Annotated in this window: 22 protein-coding genes; 8 read left to right on the top strand and 14 right to left on the bottom strand. The window is 52.8% G+C overall.

What is annotated here, in order from left to right; genetic code table 11:
- Window positions 1-596 precede the first annotated feature (596 nt).
- From K5Y30_RS23855 to K5Y30_RS23885, 7 genes are all read right to left on the bottom strand, one after another.
- Complete coding sequence (locus K5Y30_RS23855) at window positions 597-1,226, bottom strand: Shedu anti-phage system protein SduA domain-containing protein (RefSeq protein WP_222213808.1); 630 nt, start codon at window positions 1,224-1,226, stop codon at window positions 597-599.
- Entirely contained in the window at window positions 1,223-1,492 is a 270-nt protein-coding gene (locus K5Y30_RS23860) for a hypothetical protein (protein WP_222213810.1), read from the bottom strand. Before K5Y30_RS23860 ends, K5Y30_RS23855 begins: the two co-directional genes overlap by 4 nt.
- Window positions 1,493-1,736: 244 nt before the next feature.
- Entirely contained in the window at window positions 1,737-2,174 is a 438-nt protein-coding gene (locus tag K5Y30_RS23865; RefSeq protein WP_222213812.1) for an antirestriction protein, read from the bottom strand.
- A 443-nt stretch (window positions 2,175-2,617) separates the two neighbouring features.
- A complete protein-coding gene (locus K5Y30_RS23870; protein ID WP_222213814.1) occupies window positions 2,618-2,851 on the bottom strand; it encodes a hypothetical protein in 234 nt (77 codons plus the stop codon).
- Window positions 2,852-2,868: 17 nt separating this feature from the next.
- Window positions 2,869-3,513 carry a DNA methyltransferase gene (locus K5Y30_RS23875; protein WP_222213816.1) on the bottom strand — a complete coding sequence of 215 codons (645 nt, stop codon included), beginning with the start codon at window positions 3,511-3,513 and terminating at the stop codon, window positions 2,869-2,871.
- Between the two features lie 355 nt (window positions 3,514-3,868).
- Window positions 3,869-4,102 carry a hypothetical protein gene (locus tag K5Y30_RS23880; protein WP_222213818.1) on the bottom strand — a complete coding sequence of 78 codons (234 nt, stop codon included), beginning with the start codon at window positions 4,100-4,102 and terminating at the stop codon, window positions 3,869-3,871.
- Window positions 4,103-4,145: 43 nt separating this feature from the next.
- The gene (locus K5Y30_RS23885) at window positions 4,146-5,075 is read right to left on the bottom strand and encodes a DUF1281 domain-containing protein (protein WP_222213820.1); all 930 of its coding nucleotides are present in this window, start codon (window positions 5,073-5,075) and stop codon (window positions 4,146-4,148) included.
- 398 nt (window positions 5,076-5,473) lie between these two features.
- Between K5Y30_RS23885 and K5Y30_RS23890 the strand changes: the two genes are divergently transcribed.
- The 4 genes from K5Y30_RS23890 to umuC all read left to right on the top strand — a co-directional run bounded on the left by K5Y30_RS23890 (window position 5,474) and on the right by umuC (window position 8,336).
- Window positions 5,474-5,659 (top strand): hypothetical protein, encoded by a 186-nt coding sequence (locus K5Y30_RS23890; protein WP_222213822.1) that lies wholly within the window; start codon window positions 5,474-5,476, stop codon window positions 5,657-5,659.
- A 117-nt stretch (window positions 5,660-5,776) separates the two neighbouring features.
- Window positions 5,777-6,034, top strand: coding sequence for a helix-turn-helix domain-containing protein (locus K5Y30_RS23895; protein WP_222213823.1), 258 nt, complete (start codon window positions 5,777-5,779; stop codon window positions 6,032-6,034).
- Between the two features lie 569 nt (window positions 6,035-6,603).
- Window positions 6,604-7,053, top strand: coding sequence for a translesion error-prone DNA polymerase V autoproteolytic subunit (gene umuD, locus K5Y30_RS23900; protein WP_255606796.1), 450 nt, complete (start codon window positions 6,604-6,606; stop codon window positions 7,051-7,053).
- An 8-nt stretch (window positions 7,054-7,061) separates the two neighbouring features.
- A complete protein-coding gene (gene umuC, locus K5Y30_RS23905) occupies window positions 7,062-8,336 on the top strand; it encodes a translesion error-prone DNA polymerase V subunit UmuC (RefSeq protein ID WP_222213969.1) in 1,275 nt (424 codons plus the stop codon).
- A gap of 200 nt (window positions 8,337-8,536) precedes the next feature.
- Here umuC and K5Y30_RS23910 read toward each other — a convergent pair whose 3' ends face one another.
- From K5Y30_RS23910 to K5Y30_RS23930, 5 genes are all read right to left on the bottom strand, one after another.
- On the bottom strand, window positions 8,537-8,788 hold the full coding sequence (locus K5Y30_RS23910; protein WP_222213825.1) for a hypothetical protein: 252 nt from the start codon (window positions 8,786-8,788) through the stop codon (window positions 8,537-8,539).
- On the bottom strand, window positions 8,775-9,569 hold the full coding sequence (locus K5Y30_RS23915; protein ID WP_222213827.1) for a ParA family protein: 795 nt from the start codon (window positions 9,567-9,569) through the stop codon (window positions 8,775-8,777). Before K5Y30_RS23915 ends, K5Y30_RS23910 begins: the two co-directional genes overlap by 14 nt.
- A 149-nt stretch (window positions 9,570-9,718) precedes the next feature.
- The gene (locus K5Y30_RS23920; RefSeq protein WP_222213829.1) at window positions 9,719-10,498 is read right to left on the bottom strand and encodes a site-specific integrase; all 780 of its coding nucleotides are present in this window, start codon (window positions 10,496-10,498) and stop codon (window positions 9,719-9,721) included.
- 35 nt (window positions 10,499-10,533) lie between these two features.
- Complete coding sequence (locus K5Y30_RS23925) at window positions 10,534-11,142, bottom strand: hypothetical protein (RefSeq protein ID WP_222213831.1); 609 nt, start codon at window positions 11,140-11,142, stop codon at window positions 10,534-10,536.
- 63 nt (window positions 11,143-11,205) lie between these two features.
- Complete coding sequence (locus K5Y30_RS23930; RefSeq protein ID WP_222213833.1) at window positions 11,206-11,511, bottom strand: hypothetical protein; 306 nt, start codon at window positions 11,509-11,511, stop codon at window positions 11,206-11,208.
- Between the two features lie 542 nt (window positions 11,512-12,053).
- On the opposite strand from K5Y30_RS23930, the gene vapB reads away from it, so the two are divergent.
- Window positions 12,054-12,284, top strand: coding sequence for a type II toxin-antitoxin system VapB family antitoxin (gene vapB / locus K5Y30_RS23935; protein ID WP_061720588.1), 231 nt, complete (start codon window positions 12,054-12,056; stop codon window positions 12,282-12,284).
- Window positions 12,281-12,697 (top strand): type II toxin-antitoxin system VapC family toxin, encoded by a 417-nt coding sequence (locus K5Y30_RS23940; protein WP_222213835.1) that lies wholly within the window; start codon window positions 12,281-12,283, stop codon window positions 12,695-12,697. The genes vapB and K5Y30_RS23940 overlap by 4 nt, the downstream gene beginning before the upstream one ends.
- A gap of 169 nt (window positions 12,698-12,866) precedes the next feature.
- Here K5Y30_RS23940 and K5Y30_RS23945 read toward each other — a convergent pair whose 3' ends face one another.
- Window positions 12,867-15,005, bottom strand: coding sequence for an AAA family ATPase (locus K5Y30_RS23945; protein WP_222213837.1), 2,139 nt, complete (start codon window positions 15,003-15,005; stop codon window positions 12,867-12,869).
- Window positions 15,006-15,306: 301 nt separating this feature from the next.
- Here K5Y30_RS23945 and K5Y30_RS23950 point away from each other — a divergent pair, with 301 nt between their 5' ends.
- Together K5Y30_RS23950 and K5Y30_RS23955 are read left to right on the top strand one after the other, a co-directional pair.
- The gene (locus K5Y30_RS23950; protein ID WP_222213839.1) at window positions 15,307-16,173 is read left to right on the top strand and encodes a hypothetical protein; all 867 of its coding nucleotides are present in this window, start codon (window positions 15,307-15,309) and stop codon (window positions 16,171-16,173) included.
- Window positions 16,174-16,183: 10 nt separating this feature from the next.
- Complete coding sequence (locus K5Y30_RS23955) at window positions 16,184-17,107, top strand: Rpn family recombination-promoting nuclease/putative transposase (protein ID WP_222213841.1); 924 nt, start codon at window positions 16,184-16,186, stop codon at window positions 17,105-17,107.
- A 57-nt stretch (window positions 17,108-17,164) separates the two neighbouring features.
- Here the strand turns inward: K5Y30_RS23955 and K5Y30_RS23960 are convergent, their stop codons facing one another.
- Window positions 17,165-20,284: an MFS transporter gene (locus K5Y30_RS23960; RefSeq protein ID WP_222213843.1), complete on the bottom strand. Its 3,120-nt coding sequence runs from the start codon at window positions 20,282-20,284 to the stop codon at window positions 17,165-17,167.
- Window positions 20,285-20,323: the final 39 nt, after the last annotated feature.

Raw genomic sequence — 20,323 nt, forward strand, 5'->3', positions numbered from 1 at the left:
ATGGCTCCTTAAATCCGGCTGAGTAGGTGCAGCTCGCGCTGCGGACCCGAAAAAGACCTTCTCTGACGCGGGTTTTATCTTTCCGGTCTGGCCTTTCGCGGCAAAGGGCAAAGGAGCAACGACGAAGTGAGGGCATAAAGGGGCGACGACAAAAGTTTTTGCGGCCCCTGGCGAAAAGTTTTGGCGGCGTGCACTTCACCCCTTTCTGCCTGAACCGGCGGTGCTACGACCAGCCCTCCGCGCAAGGGCTGGCCGGAAAGCAGAGGAGCGTCAGAAGGGACGTTTCAGACCGCCAGGCGGGCTGGCCTTAAAGGCCCGGCGTAGTTTGCCGGGACGGTGAGAGCGACGGCGAAGCCGGCAGCAGCCGTTGAACCTGGACATCAGACCGAAACCGCTCGCGGACGAAACCCGAAGGGATTCGGTGGCGCTTGGCGGCTATGCCGCTTAGCGACATAGGGCTCGACGACCCGGCTTGCCGGGGAGCCGAAGGGGGCTAGAAATTATGTTTTATTTCTATTAAGGAGCCATTCTGTTAAATGTTAATCATTATCTCATGTATTAAACATTAAATCAGATCTGGCAATCCCGATTAATAATCACTTAAACCCAGATAAAATTTGATACTCCAACTCCATTTCTTCATATAAATCATCAAAAGTGTAACATGTTATATGTTTATTATAGATTGTCGAACACTCAATCCTTTTCTCAAATCGATGCCGACAATCACTTTTATTTAGTGAGTTAGCCCTTCCAATTATAAGTGCACCATAATATTTAATGTTATGCCGGCCAAATTCAGCCTGCATATTTTGCGTGCCGTTATTTTCATGTAGATGATGGTACCAATCGATTACTTGACTATATCCGTGCTCAAATCTTAATGACCAAGAATGAGCAAGGGTTTTTTTATTTATTTTTTTAGTGAAAATTGAACTCTCCATGGCATTTTCGAATTCAATAAAAGCAAACGTAGAATTATTATCATTGGAAACCACAAAATCTGCCCTATACTTACCTATTATTGGTGTTTCATTATTGTACTGTGTAGCGCCTTCAACACCAACAAGCCTTCCCATCAGGAGAATCAACTGAGGTCTCGCTTCAAAGAAATCCAATAAATCAGTCTCTTTTATATCTTTTCCAGCTAATAAGAAACTTGCAAACTCATCTAGTTCACTCCTGCAATCACGCTCTCGTAGCTGGCCAGATTTTAATACAATCATTTGGCTGACCTCATCAAACGATATGTTTCATCATAACTAACCAAATCTACCAAGCTGCAACTTTCTTTATCTGCAGTATATATAACCAACAGATCTTTACTAACGCGGTATCTATAAATTTTTTGATTTTTAAACTCACCCATAACTATTGAATCAACAGGTCTCCCTTGCTCTAATAAATCCACTAGAGAAAATACTTTATCAAGAATCCCTTCTGGGTGCTCTTTGACTTTTTGAAGAAACCTCTGAGAATATTTTATTTTCAAGTCTATACCTCCTAAAAACTCATGAATCGCAACCGACCAGCCAAACCTCATCAAAACAAAATAAAATTACGACCCACCCTTATCATTCAAATCTAAATAAACAGCATGAACATCAAGCTAAACCAACTAAAACTGAATATTCATGCTAATTTTACAATTTCACTTTATATTCCATTTTATATAATCTTTTAGATTCTACCTTACACGATCGTATCAGATATGGGCGGCAAAGCCGCCCTTGATTTCAATCTAAGACCTTAAAAATGGCGCGGGCTTCGGGATGGGTGAAGGCATAGTCGGTCAGCTGACGGTGACGGCGGCAGTAAAGTGCGCACAGCTCGCCATCATCGTGACGGTCATACATCCAGCTACGGTGATTGAGCACCAGTGAAGTGATCACGATGCCCGCCGCTTCGCTGCTCAGGCGTACATCGCTGTAATTTTCGGGATTGATGAAGCGCCAGTCTCCCTCCGCTGCGGGCTTCATGAAACCACCGCCGGACGGCAGCAGCGCAAAATCCCACACACCGCCGTCGTAGTCCGCCAGGAAACGATCGGCGTACAGGTACACGTTGGTTTCGGCACGCATGAAATCGTCGCCAAACAGCGCGGGCAGAAAACGCAGGCGCGCATAGCCGTCGAGGACGCGCGCGGACTCAAAAGCAGGGGTGGCAGTATTCATCAGAAATCTCCGCAGTCAGGGTGGTTAACAGTTCCGGCCTGTGCCGTGACTGAATGACAGCCCGGCGAAAAGCGGAGTGTTCAGGAGCACCGCCGGAAGCCGCAGCGCAAGCGAGCGCGAGGCGGGTTTACGCACGGCGGTGACGCGAAGCATGAGCGAAGGCGCGACGGGAGTAAGCCCGATGAGGCGAGTGCGAACGGGTGAGGACGGTGAGCGAAGCGATCTCTTGAACACGCAGCGGCCGGGCTAAAGTGAAGTCACGGCACCGGCCGCAGACCGCACGATTTTTATTCCCCCGCCGCAGGCGGCATCAAAGAGGCGCGCAGCAACGTCCTTTTTTCTTGTCCACATCCGGGGTGCATATCCGCCCCGGAACCCTGTGGATAAAAGTGGCCCTGCCGTACGACGGCAGGGATGAAGATGTTTGTTCGATTTTTAATCAGTTACACCCTCAGGTGTTTCTGTATCACGGCCGCGCGCCGGTAGAGTTCAACCAGGTCGCTGTCAATCCCCTCAATCAGCAGGCCCGTCATGCGCTGTTCCCTACTGGCGCCGTGCCAGAGGTGGCGCGCAATCATGTCGCGCAGGCGCAGGTGAAACTCATACAGCGATTCTTCCAGGTCGGCGACGTCGGCCGCCAGGGTGTCGGTCTCAGGGTGCATAGTGTGATCGTTCATCGTCTTGTCTCCGGTTATCAGGCCGCGCGGGCGTCGCGATGGGCATACAGGCGGCGCAGGCCGGCTGCGTGGTACTGCTCCATCAGCTCGATACCGATCCAGCGGCGCCCGCATTCCTGGGCGGCCACGCAGGTTGAGCCAGAACCAGCAAACGGATCCAGAACAATGGCACCGGGCTGCGTGAAGGTTTCAATCAGCGGCCGCAGGGCGCTCACCGGCTTTTCGGTCGGGTGATAGCGGTTGCCGGTGTACTCCCACGGCATCACATCGGGCAGTGGCTTCGCCGGCAGCGCAGGGCGCCCTTTGGCCAGCACGTACGCGCTTTCGTGCTGATAGCCTACAAAGGCCGATTTTGAGGCGTAAGGTTTGGTGAACACGATATGGCCCACCACGCGGAACCCCGCCGCCTTCCACGCCTGCATAAAAATATCTACCCGGTTCCAGCCGTAGAAACTCACCGCCAGGCTGTTGTCTTTGAGCACCCGGAACATTTCGTTGCTCGCCGGCTGAACCCACTCGCTGTTAACGTCGTTGGCAATTGACCGGCCGGAGCGATCCTTAAAGCCGACGAGGTACGGCGGATCGGTGAGGATGAAATCAATGCTTTTATCCGGAAAGCCGCCCATAACCTGTACGCTGTCGCCGTGCATGAATCGAGACATAGTGATGCTCCTGTGTATGAAGGGGGCACCGGTAGTGGTGCCGTGACCTCCACACAGACGGGCGACCGGCGGAGCAAACAGGGGCGGATGCGCAAGCCGCACGCGCCGCCGGAGCGGACTGAATGTCCCGCGCACGGCGGGGAACGGGTGAGCAGTCCGGCGACAGCTTCCCTTGTTTGCGAGGCCGCCCGGCTACCGTGAGGGCACGGCACGTTATGCCCGCCGTTCTCCGACCACCGGGCGGGGGACGGCACAGAGGCGGAGCGCAGCGACTTACTTGTTCATGTCAGTCCTGATGCCATCGTGACCGGCGACACCAGGACAGATACCGCATTTCAGGCAACCCGCGCAGGCGTTACGCTTCGCCCTCCTCCGGCATGACGGCATCGATGGCCATCTCAAGATGCCACCAGTTAAATCCCTCGTTTGCATCATGATGGTCTTCGGCATACTCCATGGCCGCCGCAATCTCATCCGGCGTCATATCCGGGTTGATGCCGAGAAAGTCCTCTGCCAGCCAGAAGGTGCCGCAGCACAGCTCGTCATCGCCGACTGCGGCCAGCCGCGCCCTGAATTCCCGTACGGTCATTTCTCTCATGGCTTATCCGGCGGGTTGCCCCGCCGCCTCCGGTTCAGCCGCCGTAGCTGGCCACGTTGTCAATAATCCAGTCCGGCCCGGTCACATCACGGTAGCCGTCCTCATCTTCCTCCTCGCTCCACTCCAGCGAGTCACAGCGCTCCTCCAGCTGGACGCCGCCAGAGTAAGTCGCCCATCCGCAGTAGTCGCAACCCGCTTCGGCGTACCAGTGTTCAGCGGTGACGCCATAACGTTCCGTCAGTGCACAGAGCACTTCCGGCGAGGGCGGCGACCAGGGCGTATCGAAGTCAGCGTCAAAGGACGTGTCTGCGAAGTACGACAGGTTAAGGTCGTGCGCGTGTTGCCACTTCGTTCCACAGCGGTCGACGGCGTCCGTAAAGCCGTCCGTGATCCCCTCAAGCAGACGACCGTTATAACCGTTGATTTCCGCATCGAGACGCGGCGGGAGCAGCTGCAGCATGTCAAACGGCAGCGTACTGCACGGCGGCTGCTCTTCCCGGCAGAGCCGGTTCCAGACCTCGCTGAGATTCTGGCCATAAAGCGTTGTCTGCCAGTCACCTCTCTTCTTTTCCCACAGCGCGGTGATGACGGCCTGCTGCTCTGCAGTGAGCACCTCCCACGTCATGCTCCGCAGGCCACTGGCAAGCCACAATGCGTGCAGCAGCCCGCAGGTTTCGGGCGTCAGTTCTGCGCCCTCACGCAGCTGCACCACCCACTCAGAAAAAGCTCGGTTTTCCGGCGTGTTGCGGCCCACCGCGTTCGTCAGCGCCGGGTACGGCGCGTATTCTGTAGGCGTGCCCGTCTGCAGCAGACGGGCACATCCGGCCAGAAACAGCTGGATACCCTCTCCCGCTGCGCGCAGATAAGCGGGCGCGTCAGCGTTTCCCTCTATCAGCGCTCTGACCTTTGAAACTTCACTTTCCGGGCCTGTGACCCGCAGTCTGTTGGCACACCAGTTCGGCATGTCGACTCCTCCGATAAGATTTGCACGGTGCCATCTGCACCGTGCCGCCACGGCAGCCGGGCGGAAAGCGGAGCAGGCAACGGGCGAATGAGGAAGCCGCACGCGCCGCCGGAGCGGACTGAATGTCCCGCGCACGGCGGGGAACGGGTGACGAGCGAGGTGAAACAACCCCTTGCCGGTGCAGCGGCCCGGCTAAGGTGAAGGCACGGTGCGGGTCTGAAACAAGACTGAAACCATCGTAATGGCCAGACGTTCGCCCGGCGTCAGGCAAAGCCGGAACGCCGGCATGAAGCGGAGCGCAGCGACATCCATTACTGGAACTGAGACGCGTTGTCCGCTATTTTGCTGAAAAAATAACCTCACAAACTGAGCAGATGAAAGACGCAACAGGTATCCGGATGAAGACGCACGTTCGTATCGGTTACCGGATATGGGTTTGGCTGCTGGCCATCGCTTCTGGTGCCGCACTGTGCTTTTACACCGGGTCGGAAGCTGCGGTGCTCTGGATGATGAAAGCGCTCTGCCTGTGTTCAGGCATCACCGGTCTGGCGGGCACCTTCATCGCACGCCTGCTGCGCGGATGAGATGAAAAGAAAGTCGAAGTGAACTCTGAAAAAACAGCTATCAATACAGTCAAAATCCATGTGTAAAAGTGCAATAATTGCACTTTTTTACGTGGATTAGAAATTTAAGGAGACGTTATGACAGGATGGCACCTGAAACTCTGGCGAAAAAGCATGCTCTGGACGCGTGAACGCGCGGCCACCGAGCTTGGCGTGAGCCTGCGCACGTACAAAAGTTATGAAAATGCGAAGGAAGTTAAGCGCGCCGTCGGACTCGCCACGGTTACCCTGTCGCTTATCAGCATGATGCCGACGCTGAAAACAGAACAGGTGAGCCGTGAGCGCCTTGTTCAGCTTCTCGGGGAAATGACGGAGAGCGTTAATACAGAGGGGTGACGCCGGTCTTTTCTGGCTGGCGGACTGAGCCGGAAAAAATCCCCGGGCGGCGAAGCCCGGAAGCAACAGGAGTGAGCACGTCCGGTCTGAAGCCGGCGATGTTGGGTCCTGATAATATGTCAGCTATTGCAATACGTCACACTGGTGTCAACAGAGAAGTCACGCACACCTTCAGCATAACGTCATATTCAGAGAACGTTGCCAGGAAGCGTCTGATTTGAATAGTGATATCGCGGATTAAAACGCATATCTGAGCGTCGACCGGCGCTGGATGAAGCCCGGCGGCGGAACGCCGGGCAGCGGATGTACAGTCAGAGGGCGCCTCCCCGCGGCCTGTGACCCGTTGTCATCATAGTTACCGCGGAATAAACCTGCCCGAAATATTTTTTTGCTGGCACCTCAGCCAGATAAATTCATTTCCATCTCCTTCCGCCAGGCTTTCGCTTGCCAGACAAAACCCACTCAATAATACTGTACATAAAACCAGTATATACAGGAGGAGGATTTTATATGCGCGCCTTGCACACAGCACTTACCGACCATAAGAGAGACGCTTCGGGGACAGGATCATGAAACCCGCAGCGTACTGCACCGGCCTGACGCTGCTCTGGCCACCCATTTTTACCCCGCGCGTGCGCGTACCGCTCTATGCTGAGCCCTGCGCGGCAGGCTTCCCCTCTCCTGCCGCGGACTACGTGGAAAAGGAACTGGACCTCAATGAACTCTGCATCCGCCGGCGCGCCTCTACGTTTTTTGTGCGGGCGAGTGGCAGCAGCATGGAAGGCCTTGGTCTTTATGACGGCGACGTCATGGTGGTTGACCGGGCCGAAGAGGCCGGACACGGGGACATCGTTATCGCTGAGGTGAACGGGGAGTTCACGGTCAAGCGCCTGCAGCTGCAGCCGCGGCTCGCTCTGCTGCCGATGAATCCGGCCTACGCCGTAATTTACCCTGAGGAGCTGCAGCTGCTCGGCGTGGTCACCTGGTGGTTTAACAGCACGCGCGCGCGCCGGAGGTAAACATGCCCATGTTTGGACTGGCCGACGTCAACTCATTTTACGCGAGCTGTGAAGCCCTCTTCCGTCCCGACCTGCGCGGCAAGCCCGTGGTGGTGCTGAGCAACAATGACGGCTGCGTCATCGCGCGTTCAGCCGGCGCCAAAGCGCTGGGAATAAAAATGGGTGCCCCGTGGTTTCAGATAAAGACGCAGGAATTTGCTGAGCGCGTGCATGTCTTCAGCAGTAATTATGCGCTTTATCATAGTCTTAGCATGAGGGTGATGACTGCTCTTGAGGAAATGACGCCCCGGGTTGAGCAGTACAGTATTGACGAAATGTTCCTGGATCTGACCGGCATCGATGGCTGCGAGGACTTTGAGCACTTCGGCCGTCGCCTGCGCGCGCACGTGCTGGCCACAACCGGCCTGACCGTGGGCGTCGGCATGGGTCCGACGAAGACGCTGGCGAAATCCGCTCAGTGGGCCAGCAAAGAGTGGAAGCAGTTCCGCGGCGTTCTGGCGCTGACGCCGGGCAACCCGAAACGCACCGAGACGCTGCTGGCCAATCAGCCCGTGGAGGAGATCTGGGGCGTTGGTCGCCGCATTGGCAAGCGCCTGAACGTTATGGGCATCCACAACGCCCTGCAGCTGGCACGCGCCCACCCTGCCCTCATCCGTAAAGACTTTAACGTGGTGCTGGAAAGGACCGTCCGCGAACTCAACGGCGAATCCTGCATTCCGATCGAGGAGCTCCCGCCGGCCAAGCAGCAGATTTGCTGCTCCAGGTCCTTCGGCGAGCGCATCACCTCAAAAGTGGCCATGCAGCAGGCGCTCTGCCAGTACGCCACGCGTGCGGCGGAGAAGCTCCGGGGGGAACGACAGTTCTGCCGGCGCATCAGCGTATTTATCCGGACTTCACCCCACGCGGTCAACGAGGTGTTTTACGGCAACACGGCCGGTGAAAAGCTGACGCTGCCCACGCAGGACACGCGCGACATCATTGAGGTGGCCATGCGCAGCCTGGACCGCATCTGGCTGGAAGGTCGCCGGTACATGAAAGCCGGCATTATGCTCGATGACTTTACCCCTAACGGGGTGAGCCAGCTGAGCCTCTTTGACGACGCGCAGCCGCGGGCCAACAGCGCACAGCTGATGAAGGTGCTCGACGGCATCAACCAGTCTGGTTTGGGAAACGTGTGGTTTGCAGGTCAGGGAATAAGTACCGAGTGGAAGATGAAGCGTGAGATGCTTTCACCGGCGTGGACGACCCGCTGGGATGATATTCCAGTTGCACACGTCAGATAAAAAAACTTTTGAAGTATTTGCATATTCATTTGTATATACAAATGCGTAGATTCTTGCATATACGTTCATTAAATGAATAGCCACTTTTTTCGATAAGATATGTATATACATAAGCATATACATACCTGTCACGACAATCACTTATATGGGCACATAACAATTAATAAATGTATATACATAGGTATATACAAATTAGAATTTCACGTGTTTTCAATCAGTAAGTTAGCAAGTTTCTGGAGCATTTTATCATCGTCTAAGTAACAGGCGGCGCGTAACACTCTGGAACGGGTAATATTTTTCTGAGGAAGTAATTCCTGCATTTTCTCAACTAACATAGAAAGAGCATCATCATCGAGACCCGTAAGCCGCAGATTCATCTGTCTGCCCGTTGTAATGTTGCGCTTCTCAGCAACTCGGGTAACCCCTTTGGTTATGCGATCACTTCTTGCCAATTTCGGCCCCCTCAATTTGATCAAGGAGTTCTTGAGTGAAAGCTTTATAATCCCTGTATGGCCGTTCATTTCTCGCAAAGAACATTACAGGACGATGAACATCGGTTGCCTGTTTAAAAAGCTCGCTTTGACGTATTTCAGTCTTGGCCACAACATATCCAGCTTCTTCAATTAATCCCTCAATTGATTTTTTCATCCTGGAGTGAGATTCGTTTACTTTTGTCTTTACAAGTGTATATACAAAAGGTTCATTTCTTCGCACTTCCTGAACCACTTGGAATAGGTCTTTAATGCCTTTAACTGCACGCTTATCCATGTCGACAGGGATGACAATTTTATCAGTGATCAGCAGGGCGTTTTCAATGCTCAAATCAATAGCAGGACGAAGATCGATGAGGATGAAATCGTAGGAATTTTTTACCTTGTTCAAACCCTCTTCAAGAATGCTTAGTCTATGGCGAAACCTTTCTGCACTTCGGGCTTCAACCGCGAGGGTTATATCAGCAGGGATGATATCTAGGTTAGCAATCGTGTCATCACCGTCCATCGCAGAATAAATGAGTTTATTGATATCAAATTTAGGATCTGCAAATAGGTCCGTGATGGTGTAATCCTCATCACCACGTCCCAAATCATCGCTAAGGTTTCCCTGATGATCTAGATCAATCAGCAGGGTTTTATAGCCTGCCAAAGCTAATGAACAACCAACAGACATGCAGCTGGTAGTTTTGGCCACACCGCCTTTACTGTTAGCGAAAGAGATAATGTAAGGCTTTTTCATAATCACCACCGTGTATATACAAAAGTATATGCATATTAACTTATGGATTATCAGTGTCAATGTATATACACAAGTATATGCAAAATTAAACATTGGTATATACCTATGTATATACACAATCAATCTAACATTCCTTTATATACAATGCGTTATGAATCAACTCCTTTCAGCAAATTTACAGCCTCGTTTCCCGGCATCTGGAACTGCACCCGGTGCCGGGCGGCCACGTCCAGCGCGAACACCCGCGTATAAATCTCCGTCGACTTCGCGCTCTTGTGCCCGAGCAGGCTCTGCAGCGCCTTGAGCGGCGTGCCGGCGTACAGCATGTGCATGGCGTAGCTGTGCCGGAAGGTGTGCAGGGTCACCGGTATTGAGAACGTTACCCCCTCTGACGCCGCCGCCTCCGTTGCCTCGTTCAGCCAGGTGCGCGCCGTTCGGTCAGTAATGTCCCACAGGCGCACCTTTTCCGCCCGGCCGGTCTTCTCGCTCTTACGCTCCAGCGGAATGCGCAGGGTGGCGATCATCATCTCCAGCTGCGTCACGAACTGCGCGTCGGAGAGCGGCACCAGCCGGTGGGGCACGACGCCGGCGGCCGGGCGGCCGGCGCGGCGCTCCGCCTTCTCCTCGCGCTGCTTGAGCGTGGCCAGCTGCACGAACGGGTACTGCTGGCGCAGCAGAAAGTCTCCCCGCGTCAGCCCCAGCGCCTCGCTGATGCGAGCGCCGGTGTTCCACAGCGTGGTGAACAGCATCTTGCGCCGCAGGTCGGGCATGAAGTGGAGCAGGGCGCTGACCTCGGGCGCCAGCAGGTACTTCGGCAGGTCGTCTACCAGCACGGCCATCTGGCGCAGCGCAAGCGCTGCAGGGTAGTCGATGGAGACTGGCAACTGTGCCGGAATATGGGAGGGAGTGTAGGAGATCATTCCGGTCATAGAGTTGCTCTCTGTTAAATGCTTTCCTGAAGGATTTATGATGGGTGAAATCGTACATCGCCCAACATATCTTTATATAATTCATATAGATATGAAACGTGCGCATCAATGCAGTCGAGTTCGTAGCAGGCTCTTTTCATTTTCTCGCCAAATCTTCGGGTGTTGATATGCCGTATTCCAGGAAGGCTTGGTGTTCCTTCTCTGGACCTGTGATATCTGAATGCTGTTGAGCGGGAATCTATGGCAACCAGCTCTTTAATAACAGCGTCCGTGTATTTATGATTGGCACGCGGAAATGAGGGGTCTACAGTTTTGACCAGTTTTCGGGTGTGCTCCCAAAGAATGTTGAGGTCATGGTCGACTTTGGGGCCTTTGACATCAGGGACCGTTATCTGAAGCAAGCAAAGTTCGATGATACGCTTGAGGCTCAGTTCGACATAATGGCGGAAAAGGAAAACAATGGGGTACACCAGAATATCTTGGTCACGGCCTTTGCTGTCAATATGTTCGATTAGAAGCTCGGCAGCGCGACGATAACCGGATGCGTAGGTGCTACCGTGATCTTGAATCCACTCATTCAGGCAGGCATTGTTGTGTGAGTCTTCATCAATGACAAATAACTTCGACGCATTTAACTTTTTCATCCTCAATTCTCCAGCTCTTCATCCCCTTTCCACTAGGTCGCGGGCCAGCTCGGTAAACTCCACTTACTCGCAGCGCAGGTACCGGCAGTAAACGCGGGCGTCGCGGCCGGTGAGCCCGTCCGGATTGCCGGTCAGGTAGCGCTCCAGCCCCCCCAGGCAGTGTTCGCAGGTGTCCAGATCGTCACGCCACTCCCCGATCGCGCCAGCCTCGTCGAGCTCGTGGCGGAACGTGCTGAACTTGGCGCTCAGGACGTTCAGCCCGAGATGGGTGGCGGCGTGCACGTTTTCGGCGGAGGGATCGGCCACGGCGGCGCTGATTTTTTCAAAGGCGCAGCGGAAGTCGCTGCGGTTAAAAAAAGACTCGAACATCACGGGCTCCTCGTTTTAAAAAAAACGGACAGCTACTGTCACCCACGGTTACCGTTGCGGCAATAACATTACGGAGAGTGAAAATATCATAAGTTACATTTAGCGATGAAACAGTAAGCCTGCAAACAGCCACAGGATTAAATTACCGCATCACCCTGCGCGCTGGATCCGCTTTCTTCTTTATTTGTGACTTTCCCGGAAGCGTAGCACGCCGATATGGAACGTCATAGCGTCATTTTTTCCCGCATCTTTCTCTGACGCACCCCGTATGTTGTGGCTTATACAGCTGATTAAGACACTATATGTTGTGGTCAGGCCGGAAATTTGCCCCGCAGGTGCAAAAGATCCGGTTCCACCCTTTTCCGGATCTCAGCAAAAAAACAGAGAACTGTATAGGTGCTACATATGCATATATCAAAAATATGCATATGTAGCACCTATACATATGCTTAACATCTGCATATACTTGACATATGCACAAACCAGTACTGTCAACATTCCGGATATGCTCCACATATCTATCTGCTCGGGAGAGAAAGAACATGAGAACCGTATCGATATTTAAAAATGGCAATAACCGCGCCATCCGTCTGCCCCGCGATCTGGATTTCGAGGGGGTGAGCGAGCTGGAGATTGCCCGGGAAGGGGACAGCATCATTCTACGCCCCGTCCGGCCGACTTGGGGCTCGTTCGCCCAGCTCGAAAAAGCTGACCCGGAATTTATGGCGGATCGTGAGGACGTTGTCAGCGACGAAGGACGATTTAACCTGTGAACAAAATCTATATGCTCGACACGAACATCTGCTCGTTCATCATGCGCGAGCAGCCTGAAGCGGTGCTTAAGCGCCTAGAGCAGGCAGTGCTGCGCAACCATCGCATAGTGGTCTCGGCCATCACCTACTCCGAGATGCGCTTCGGTGCCACCGGTCCGAAGGCCTCGCCGCGCCACGTGCAGCTGGTTGACGCGTTCTGCACCCGCCTCGATGCCGTCCTGCCCTGGGATCGCGCCGCGGTGGACGCAACCACAGATATCCGGGTCGCGCTGCGCCTCGCCGGCACGCCGATCGGCCCGAACGACACGGCGATTGCCGGGCACGCCATCGCCGCCGGTGCCGTGCTGGTGACGAATAATGTGAGAGAGTTTGAGCGGGTGACTGACTTGGTGCTGGAAGACTGGGTGAAGTAAGCCACTCTTTTCAAAGTCAGGAGGTAAGGGCACTAGGAAACAGCCCGTATACGAGCTGTTTTAACAGATATCTACAGTAAGCTGTCTTGGACTGTAGTGTGTATTCAAAGATCAGACTATCTGGGAGCTAAGGCCTATCTTCCGAAATTAAGGCGGTAAAAACAGTGGATCAAGCGGTATGGGCAACCGAGCTCTGGTTTGCTGCCGGTGGCAGGGCGATGAGCTTGTCACATTCCATAATCACGTACTCCGGGATGAGATCGAACCTGGACGGATCCAGCTGACAGATGAACTCATTTTCAATGTGGTACGTTTCGTTAACGAATTTTCGTATTACCGGATGGTCCTGATCCAGTTCCAGTAAACGGAACACCTGCAGTTTTTCATAGCCGTTACGACAGCGACGGTACAGGTTTTTTATTTCGTCTGGGCTGCTGACGAGAGCCTGAAGTCGCGGATAATCAAAGCTGTCCACATACTCCCCTATATCCCGCCGGGCCTGCTGAATTTTCTCAGGCACCATTCTGGGGTAGCCCGTTCCCGCAGCGGTAGGCTCGCGATGATCCAGCGGGACGACGCGTCGATGAAATAGATTGGACAGGAGCTGATAAGCATCGCCACGTTCGTCAACGATTTCAAAGTAGCGGCGAAGATAGATGAGCTTAATGATCTCCTCACAGTCTGCTGACGCGGTGATGGATTTGCAGATCTGCATGAACGTCATGATATCACCGTCGTTAACCGGTAATTCCTCTATGACTCCAGCAGACAAGCGCAGGCAGGAGGCGGTCACCAGATTACTGAAAAGCTTTCTCACCGACTTCAGCGTGTCAATAACAGGCTCCACGTCATGCGTCAGCATGAGTACAGTCCGGTTCTTCAGGCATTCACCGCTTGCGCGCCTGAACAGCATTTCGAGAATGGCGAACTTCTTGTTTTTGTCAAAAGAGGAGATGGGATCGTCAAGGATAATCAGTCCCGGATTTTTTGACAGGCATTCATACATGAACAACACAATCGCAAAGGCGTTCCGTTCTCCATAACTGAGATGCTGGCTGCCGCCGCTGACGTACCCGTCAAAATCCATGTGTCGTAGTCTGAGTTTTCTCTGATCTCCCTCACCGGCAATATCCACCCTGTATTTATAGCCTGCATAGGTGAGGAAATTATTGATGTTTGTTTTGTGCTGTGCGATCAGCCGGACCATGCTGTCTCGGTGCCGGTTAATCCTTCCCTGCAGCGGTCCGGCAAGGTTTATCAGGTCCTGAAGGGCCGTGTTCAGTCTGTCGGTGATCCCCTGCGTGAGTTCGCACTGCAGATCGGGGAAGAACTGCAGGTCAATCAGCCTGGCAGTGAGCACCTCCCGAACGTTCTGCTGTTCCTGCAGGCTGAAAACATTCAGGCCTCTCAGCGCAGTGAGTTTCTCTGTCAGCGTGTCGGTCTGGCGTTTCAGCGCCACCAGATACTCAATATGTTCTGCTTCCGGACCGTTCTGAAGCAGGGTGATGGACAGAAGGCGTTCTCTGGCGTCCTCTGTCAGGTAATTACCGAGGTTTTCCACCAGTTTGATGATAGCGGTCAGATTTTTAATGGTGGATTTATCGTATTCCTCTCTGACTTGGCGGATTTGCGCTTCCTTTTCCCTGATATCACCGGTACAGAACGGACAGCAGCCATCTGAAAGGGGCGAAAACTCGAGTCCCTTTGTCTGCCAGTCAATCCATTCCACGCGGCGTTCACTGCGGATATAGGGTTGATAGTTCTCAAGACCAGCCGGAATATGGTGTATTTTATTTCCGCCTGACAGTCCTCTCATGCCGGTTGAAGAACGTGAAATCCCGGAACTGGTTGATTTGAAAGCATTGCTGAGTTCCTGCAGATGGTCTATCAGCGAGTCCAGCTCGGTGTGATCCGTGAAAACCGCCCGGATCGTTTGCGTCATCTCTTCTATTTCACGCTCTCTTTCCGCATAGGCTTCATTGCGGATAAGAATATTAAAGCTGTCACTGATGAGCTCGTCCGGTTGGAACGTAAACTGACCGACGTACCCCTCGTTAAAGCACATCACGTCCCCAATCCCGTCAGCACCGATGACAATGGGCCCGACGCTATCGGGGTTTTCTCCGCGCAGCCGGAAGGGCATCAGTGCCTGCAGTCCCTGAGTGTCGTCCCGCGCCGCACAGCTTATGGCCCGTGACAACGTACTTTTGCCGGTACCATTTGGCGCAAACTTAATGTTCAGTTTATCGGCCGTAAGGGTGATACGGGCTCGTGCGATGTTATTGCAGTGGCGTATTTCAATGTCCATTTGTCTGTCCTTTGCCAGTTATTCAGAGGGCTTCATATCCTGCAGCAATATGTGCCCGCATGCCGTGATGCAGATACATAATACGTTTCGTTGGTACCATTGTTTACACCTCTCCGAGGTGTTCATATCAGGAACAAAGATTGAATCGATCCGACTTCGCCTTTTTCCGGATCTGCCAGACGAATGAATCAACAAAAACCCATAAAGAAAACTAAAAACACTCACATAATTGATATTGAACTCAAAGTGAGTCATATTGGATTCATAGTCATAAAAAAGCATACATATTGAGATAAATACCATGCAGAAACTTCAGGCGCGAAATATCCCTGACGATTTATACGACCGGGTGGCCGCCGCCGCCGCGCGCAATGAGCGATCGCTGGAGGGGGAGCTTCGCCACACCCTGGCGGCCGCTTACCCGCCCGCGGGCAGTGAAGTGCTGTCGCTGCGCCAGCAGTGGCAGCAGGATACCGCCCGCCGCCTGCGTCAGCTAACCGCGCAGCTGCAGGCTGACGATTTCTGGCAGTTCCGCGGGCCCGGCACCGTGGTGCAGCTGGCACGGCACGTCGGCGAAAGCTCGCCGGCCCGCATTCTTGACTGGCTGGACGGCCTTGAGCCGCTGTCCTTTGACGCCGCTGCCCGCATCGCGGATTTCACCGGCTGCAGCCGCGACTGGCTTATGGAGGGGAGGCCGGATCCGTTCCCGGCCGCCGACATCGGTAATCCCGCTGACTACGAGCACTTTTTCTGTCCGGAAGAACGTGGAGACTGGCGCTTTTACCTCATCCGGTTTGCGGACGGCCAGCTCTTCTCCATCCGCCACGACAGAAGCTCAGGGGCATGGAGAGCGGGCTACATGGGTGGACGCTTCTGCCTGCAGGACGGCATGGGCAGCGGCGGCACGGGTAACCTGAAGCGGTTTCTGCAGTTCCTCAAGGCCCGCCGCATTCACCTCAGGGCGGACAGTTTTGATCGCGCTGAAAACAGCGACGACACCGGCCTGCACCACCCCTGCTACTATGCCCGCAACTCGGCGCTCGCGCAGACCGACTGGCTGCCGGAACTCCTGCAGGGCAACCTGCCCGAACGCTGGGCGTCAGATGCTTCTGAGCTGACTTATATGCTGAGTGAAGTCCGCGACGCGCCGGACGGCACCGCGGCCTGAGGACCTGAACATGAAAAAACCCACGCCGGTGCCCCACGACGCCGCCTTCAAGGCCTTCCTGACGCACCCGGATACGGCACGTGACTTTATTGAGCTGCACCTGCCGGCGGAGCTACGCGCCGCCTGCGATCTCAGCACCCTGAAGCTGGAATCCGGCAGCTTCGTGGAGGAGAGCCTGCGCGCCTACTACAGCGACGTGCTGTACAGCCTGAAGACCTCCGCCGGTGACGGCTATATTCACGTCCTCATTGAGCACCAGTCGACGCCCGACCGCCACATGGCGTTCCGCCTGATGCGCTACGCCGTGGCCGCCATGCAGCGCCACCTCGACGCCGGACATAAAAAGCTGCCGCTGGTCATCCCGGTGCTGTTCTATACCGGAAAGCGAAGCCCGTACCCGTACTCCACCGACTGGCTGCAGGAGTTTGACGATCCGGAGCTGGCCGGCCGCCTCTACGGGGGGCCGTTCCCGCTGGTTGACGTCACGGTGATCCCGGATGAGGAGATCATGCACCACCGCAGCATGGCCGCGCTGACCCTGCTGCAGAAGCACATACACCGGCGCGACCTGGCCGACCTGCTGGACCGGCTGGCCGCCACCCTGTTGGCAGGTCACCTCACGGGACAGCAGCTGGTTTCGCTGATAAACTACCTCGTACAGGCGGGCGAAACCGACGACGCCGAAGCCTTCGTACGCAACCTGGCGCAGAGAGTGCCGCAGCATGAGGATGAACTGATGACAATTGCACAGCAGCTGGAGCAGAAGGGAATTGAAAAAGGTCTGGAAAAAGGTCTCACTCAGGGCCGCGTCGAAGGTGAACGTGAGGCAACGCTGAAAATTGCCCGCGCTATGCTGCAAAAGGGCCTAGACAATCAGACTGTTATCAGCCTGACAGGTCTCACTGAGAATGACCTCAATCAAATTCACCACTGAAAGAAAGCAAAACTGTCTGGTGTAATTCAGGTGCCCCGTGGGGCACCGGCTAAAGCTTTAATCGTCTTCTGACCTGTTCGGGTGCTCAATTCTGATCGAAACATCACCTTTTAAGCTGACATCCGCTTCATATTTAATAATAAGATCAAACTTATCAGAATCGCTCCGGACATTATCGGAGGTAATTTCCACCAGGTTACCTGAATCAAATTCCCTGAGGGAGAGGGCACGGAAGAAATCCTCATCGACCACCAGTGATAATGGCTGGTTAACGAACGACATTAAGAAAATATGACAGCTACCATAATCGGTTGTGACCGTCCTCGAACCATCGCGGTTTGTCTTCAAAATATTCAGGAGACCGGGATTACTGAAAAGTGATTTATTATACTGCTGACAAATATCCCTGCTCATGACAAGAATATATTTATCTAAAAAGTCAGGGTTCGACTTAATGTTATCAAGCAGCATATTAAAATCTTCAATAATAATTTTTCGCAAGGCGGATGCACGAAGTAACTTATTAATCACAATACGCTGAATATCACTGACTACGCACTCGGCCTGGAAATCACCTTCATTGATGGCGGGGATTGCATCTATACCTTCAGCATAGGACTCTTTATCAATGCGTATCCAGGGCCGCCGCTCCGTAAAATCCTCTGCATTTTTGACAAAGCTGGTAAGCCTGAACAGCGAGAGTGGTAGGGGCTTTTGCAGGCACTGTTTCAGGCAATCTGTAGTTTTAGCAGCCGCTGCCGCGAGCCGTGCCGCATCAATAACGGCCTCATTGAGTTGCGTATCCAGGTGGTGCTGAAGCAGTTCAGTATGCTGTTCAAGCAGGATTTCGAGATTCTCTTTCGCCACGACGGTCTGTTTTTCGGTCAGATGCCAGCAGCTCTCAAGCTTACCAAGCTGTTTATGAACCGCGGATAAGACCCTCAGCAGACGCTGCTTCTCACGGTAAGTCAGGTAATTATTCTCAATAGCTTCTTTGACGCCCTGAGTTATCCGGCTGCTTTTCTCAGATACGGTTAACAGCAGCTGAGCCCACGCCATGGGCATATCAATGAAACCACTGTCATATATTCCACTGTAAAGGCGACCTGAAATCATATCCGGCTTTTCGTAATCACTCATTCGACGTGCCAGCCCGGTGAGCCACGCACTGCTCTCCATTTTTTCCGACCACGTCCACAGACAAATCCGTATCAGGCTTTTTACCAGTTGTCCGCCGTCATCTATTTTTTCTGATTTTGTTTCTAAACCACCTGTCTGGTCAGTGAGTTCGCCCTGAAGAATGAGTTTTACAAAATGCGTAATAAAGTCATCCCGGGCTGTCATTCTTGAAGTGAGATATAAACTCACGCAAATTCGCGTGTCGGTCAGAGCATTCATACAGGCAATGCTGAACCAGTCGCTATCCGCAATACAGTTCATGTTTCTGGTCATGAATACACCCGGGCTGAAAAGCTGGCCCTGATAGCTGTATTTATCACCCGTATGACTGTCAATTTTCATTGAATCCTGCCATCGGTTGAGAAGGTCGACGGCCGCATCAGCTGTGACGCTGTCACGCGTCAGTATTGCATCGACAACCATCGGCGGAAGATCCTGAAGTTGCATTCTGCAAAAGAAGTCATAAAGCCCGGCATTATCTGCATTCAGGAATCTTAAACGGACGGCGTCCTGATAACGTTCCCAGACGCTGGTATAGGTCCTTAATAACCGGTCGTAACGCGTTTTCAGCGTGACACTGGAAATCGGATGGTTCTGACTGTACCACCCGGTCAGCGTTGACCAGAAAGAGCGGTTAATCCCCATGTAGATGCCTAGTTCCGCCGAGGTTAACATCATGCGGCTGTTGAGAATGCGAACGCCCGACCACAGGCACAGTTCAAAAAACCTTTCTGACTCAGAAATTTTATCCATCGCTTTTTCCGCGACAGAATAAATTTCACTGGAAAATGCATCCTGAATACTGGATTCAAAGAGTTCTGTTTTGAGCAACAGAAAGTTATCCGGTACATTATTATTCTGAAAGTAGTATAACTCACAAAGATCAGTGAAATTATCAATTAAATTACCGACTGCGTCATCAAACCCGTTAATATCTGACTCCCGCAGACAGGAGTATACTTCCGCCGTCAGCGCCTGCATAATGGTACTGGAAGTTGAAAAATCTCGCCCAACCTTAGCCTTAAAAAAACATTTACTCAGAAGCTTAACTAAAAAGCTTTCTGGTTCAATATTTCGCAAACTGAAGAGGATTTTTTTATCCGTGTCCTCACTGGCAACGTAATGGTTGCCAACGATGAAGCAACCAATTCCCCCCTTTTTACTTAACTTTTTATTAATCAGCCTGAGTATGAAGCGGAACGGCAGGTGGTGCAGGCTCAGATTGTCATTTTTCAGAAATTTACCGTAAATGTGTTGATTTTCCGCAGAATAATCAACAAGTTTAATCTCGATATTAGAAAATGTCGTCTGCGGATAAACGGGATTAAACCTTAACGAGGCTGTCACTTTATTATTAACATGTTCCATGACTATTCCGAAAGCAATATATCGCTTTACAATCGCCTGTCGCTTTTCATCATCCAGTATTTCCAGGCTGACGATGAAAAACCAGACGGAGAGCAGAATGTTAACGGTCAGCCACGCAGCACTTATCAGACAGGCGATGCCATAGAGATAATCTCCGGAAATCATCCGGACGGGCACACCTAAAAGTATAAACGCTGACAGAAGGAGCCCACTAAGTCCTGCAAGCATGAAGCCCGAATAACGCTGGTAGGCGTTCTGTGCGATTTTTCTGTCAGATTTTTTCTGGAAGACAACGCTGACAAGACCGATCACCAGTGGATAAACAATGCCGATAATAGTCAACTGACCACTCAGAATCGTGGTCTGCCACTCTAAAACAGAGTGACGGTAGGGAAAAGAAGAAGAGAGGTATTCTCTTATGGGAACCCTGAGAAAAAAACCAGCCATCAGCATCAAAAGAGCTGCGCATAACAGACAAAACGCAGATATAAACGGTTTAGATGAAAGTCTGATGATGACTCTTTCCAGCGGAGTCCATTTTAAACGTGCATATGTTGAATTCTGTACAATGTTTGTTTGCACAAACTTTTTCGCGAGATATTCAGTTTTGTTTGTTACCCACCCGAGCATAAACGCTCCTTTATTTTAAGTTTAAATTGATCCCTGTGA

The organism is Pantoea sp. DY-5, from assembly GCF_019795955.1.
Taxonomy (GTDB): Bacteria; Pseudomonadota; Gammaproteobacteria; order Enterobacterales; family Enterobacteriaceae; genus Pantoea; species Pantoea leporis.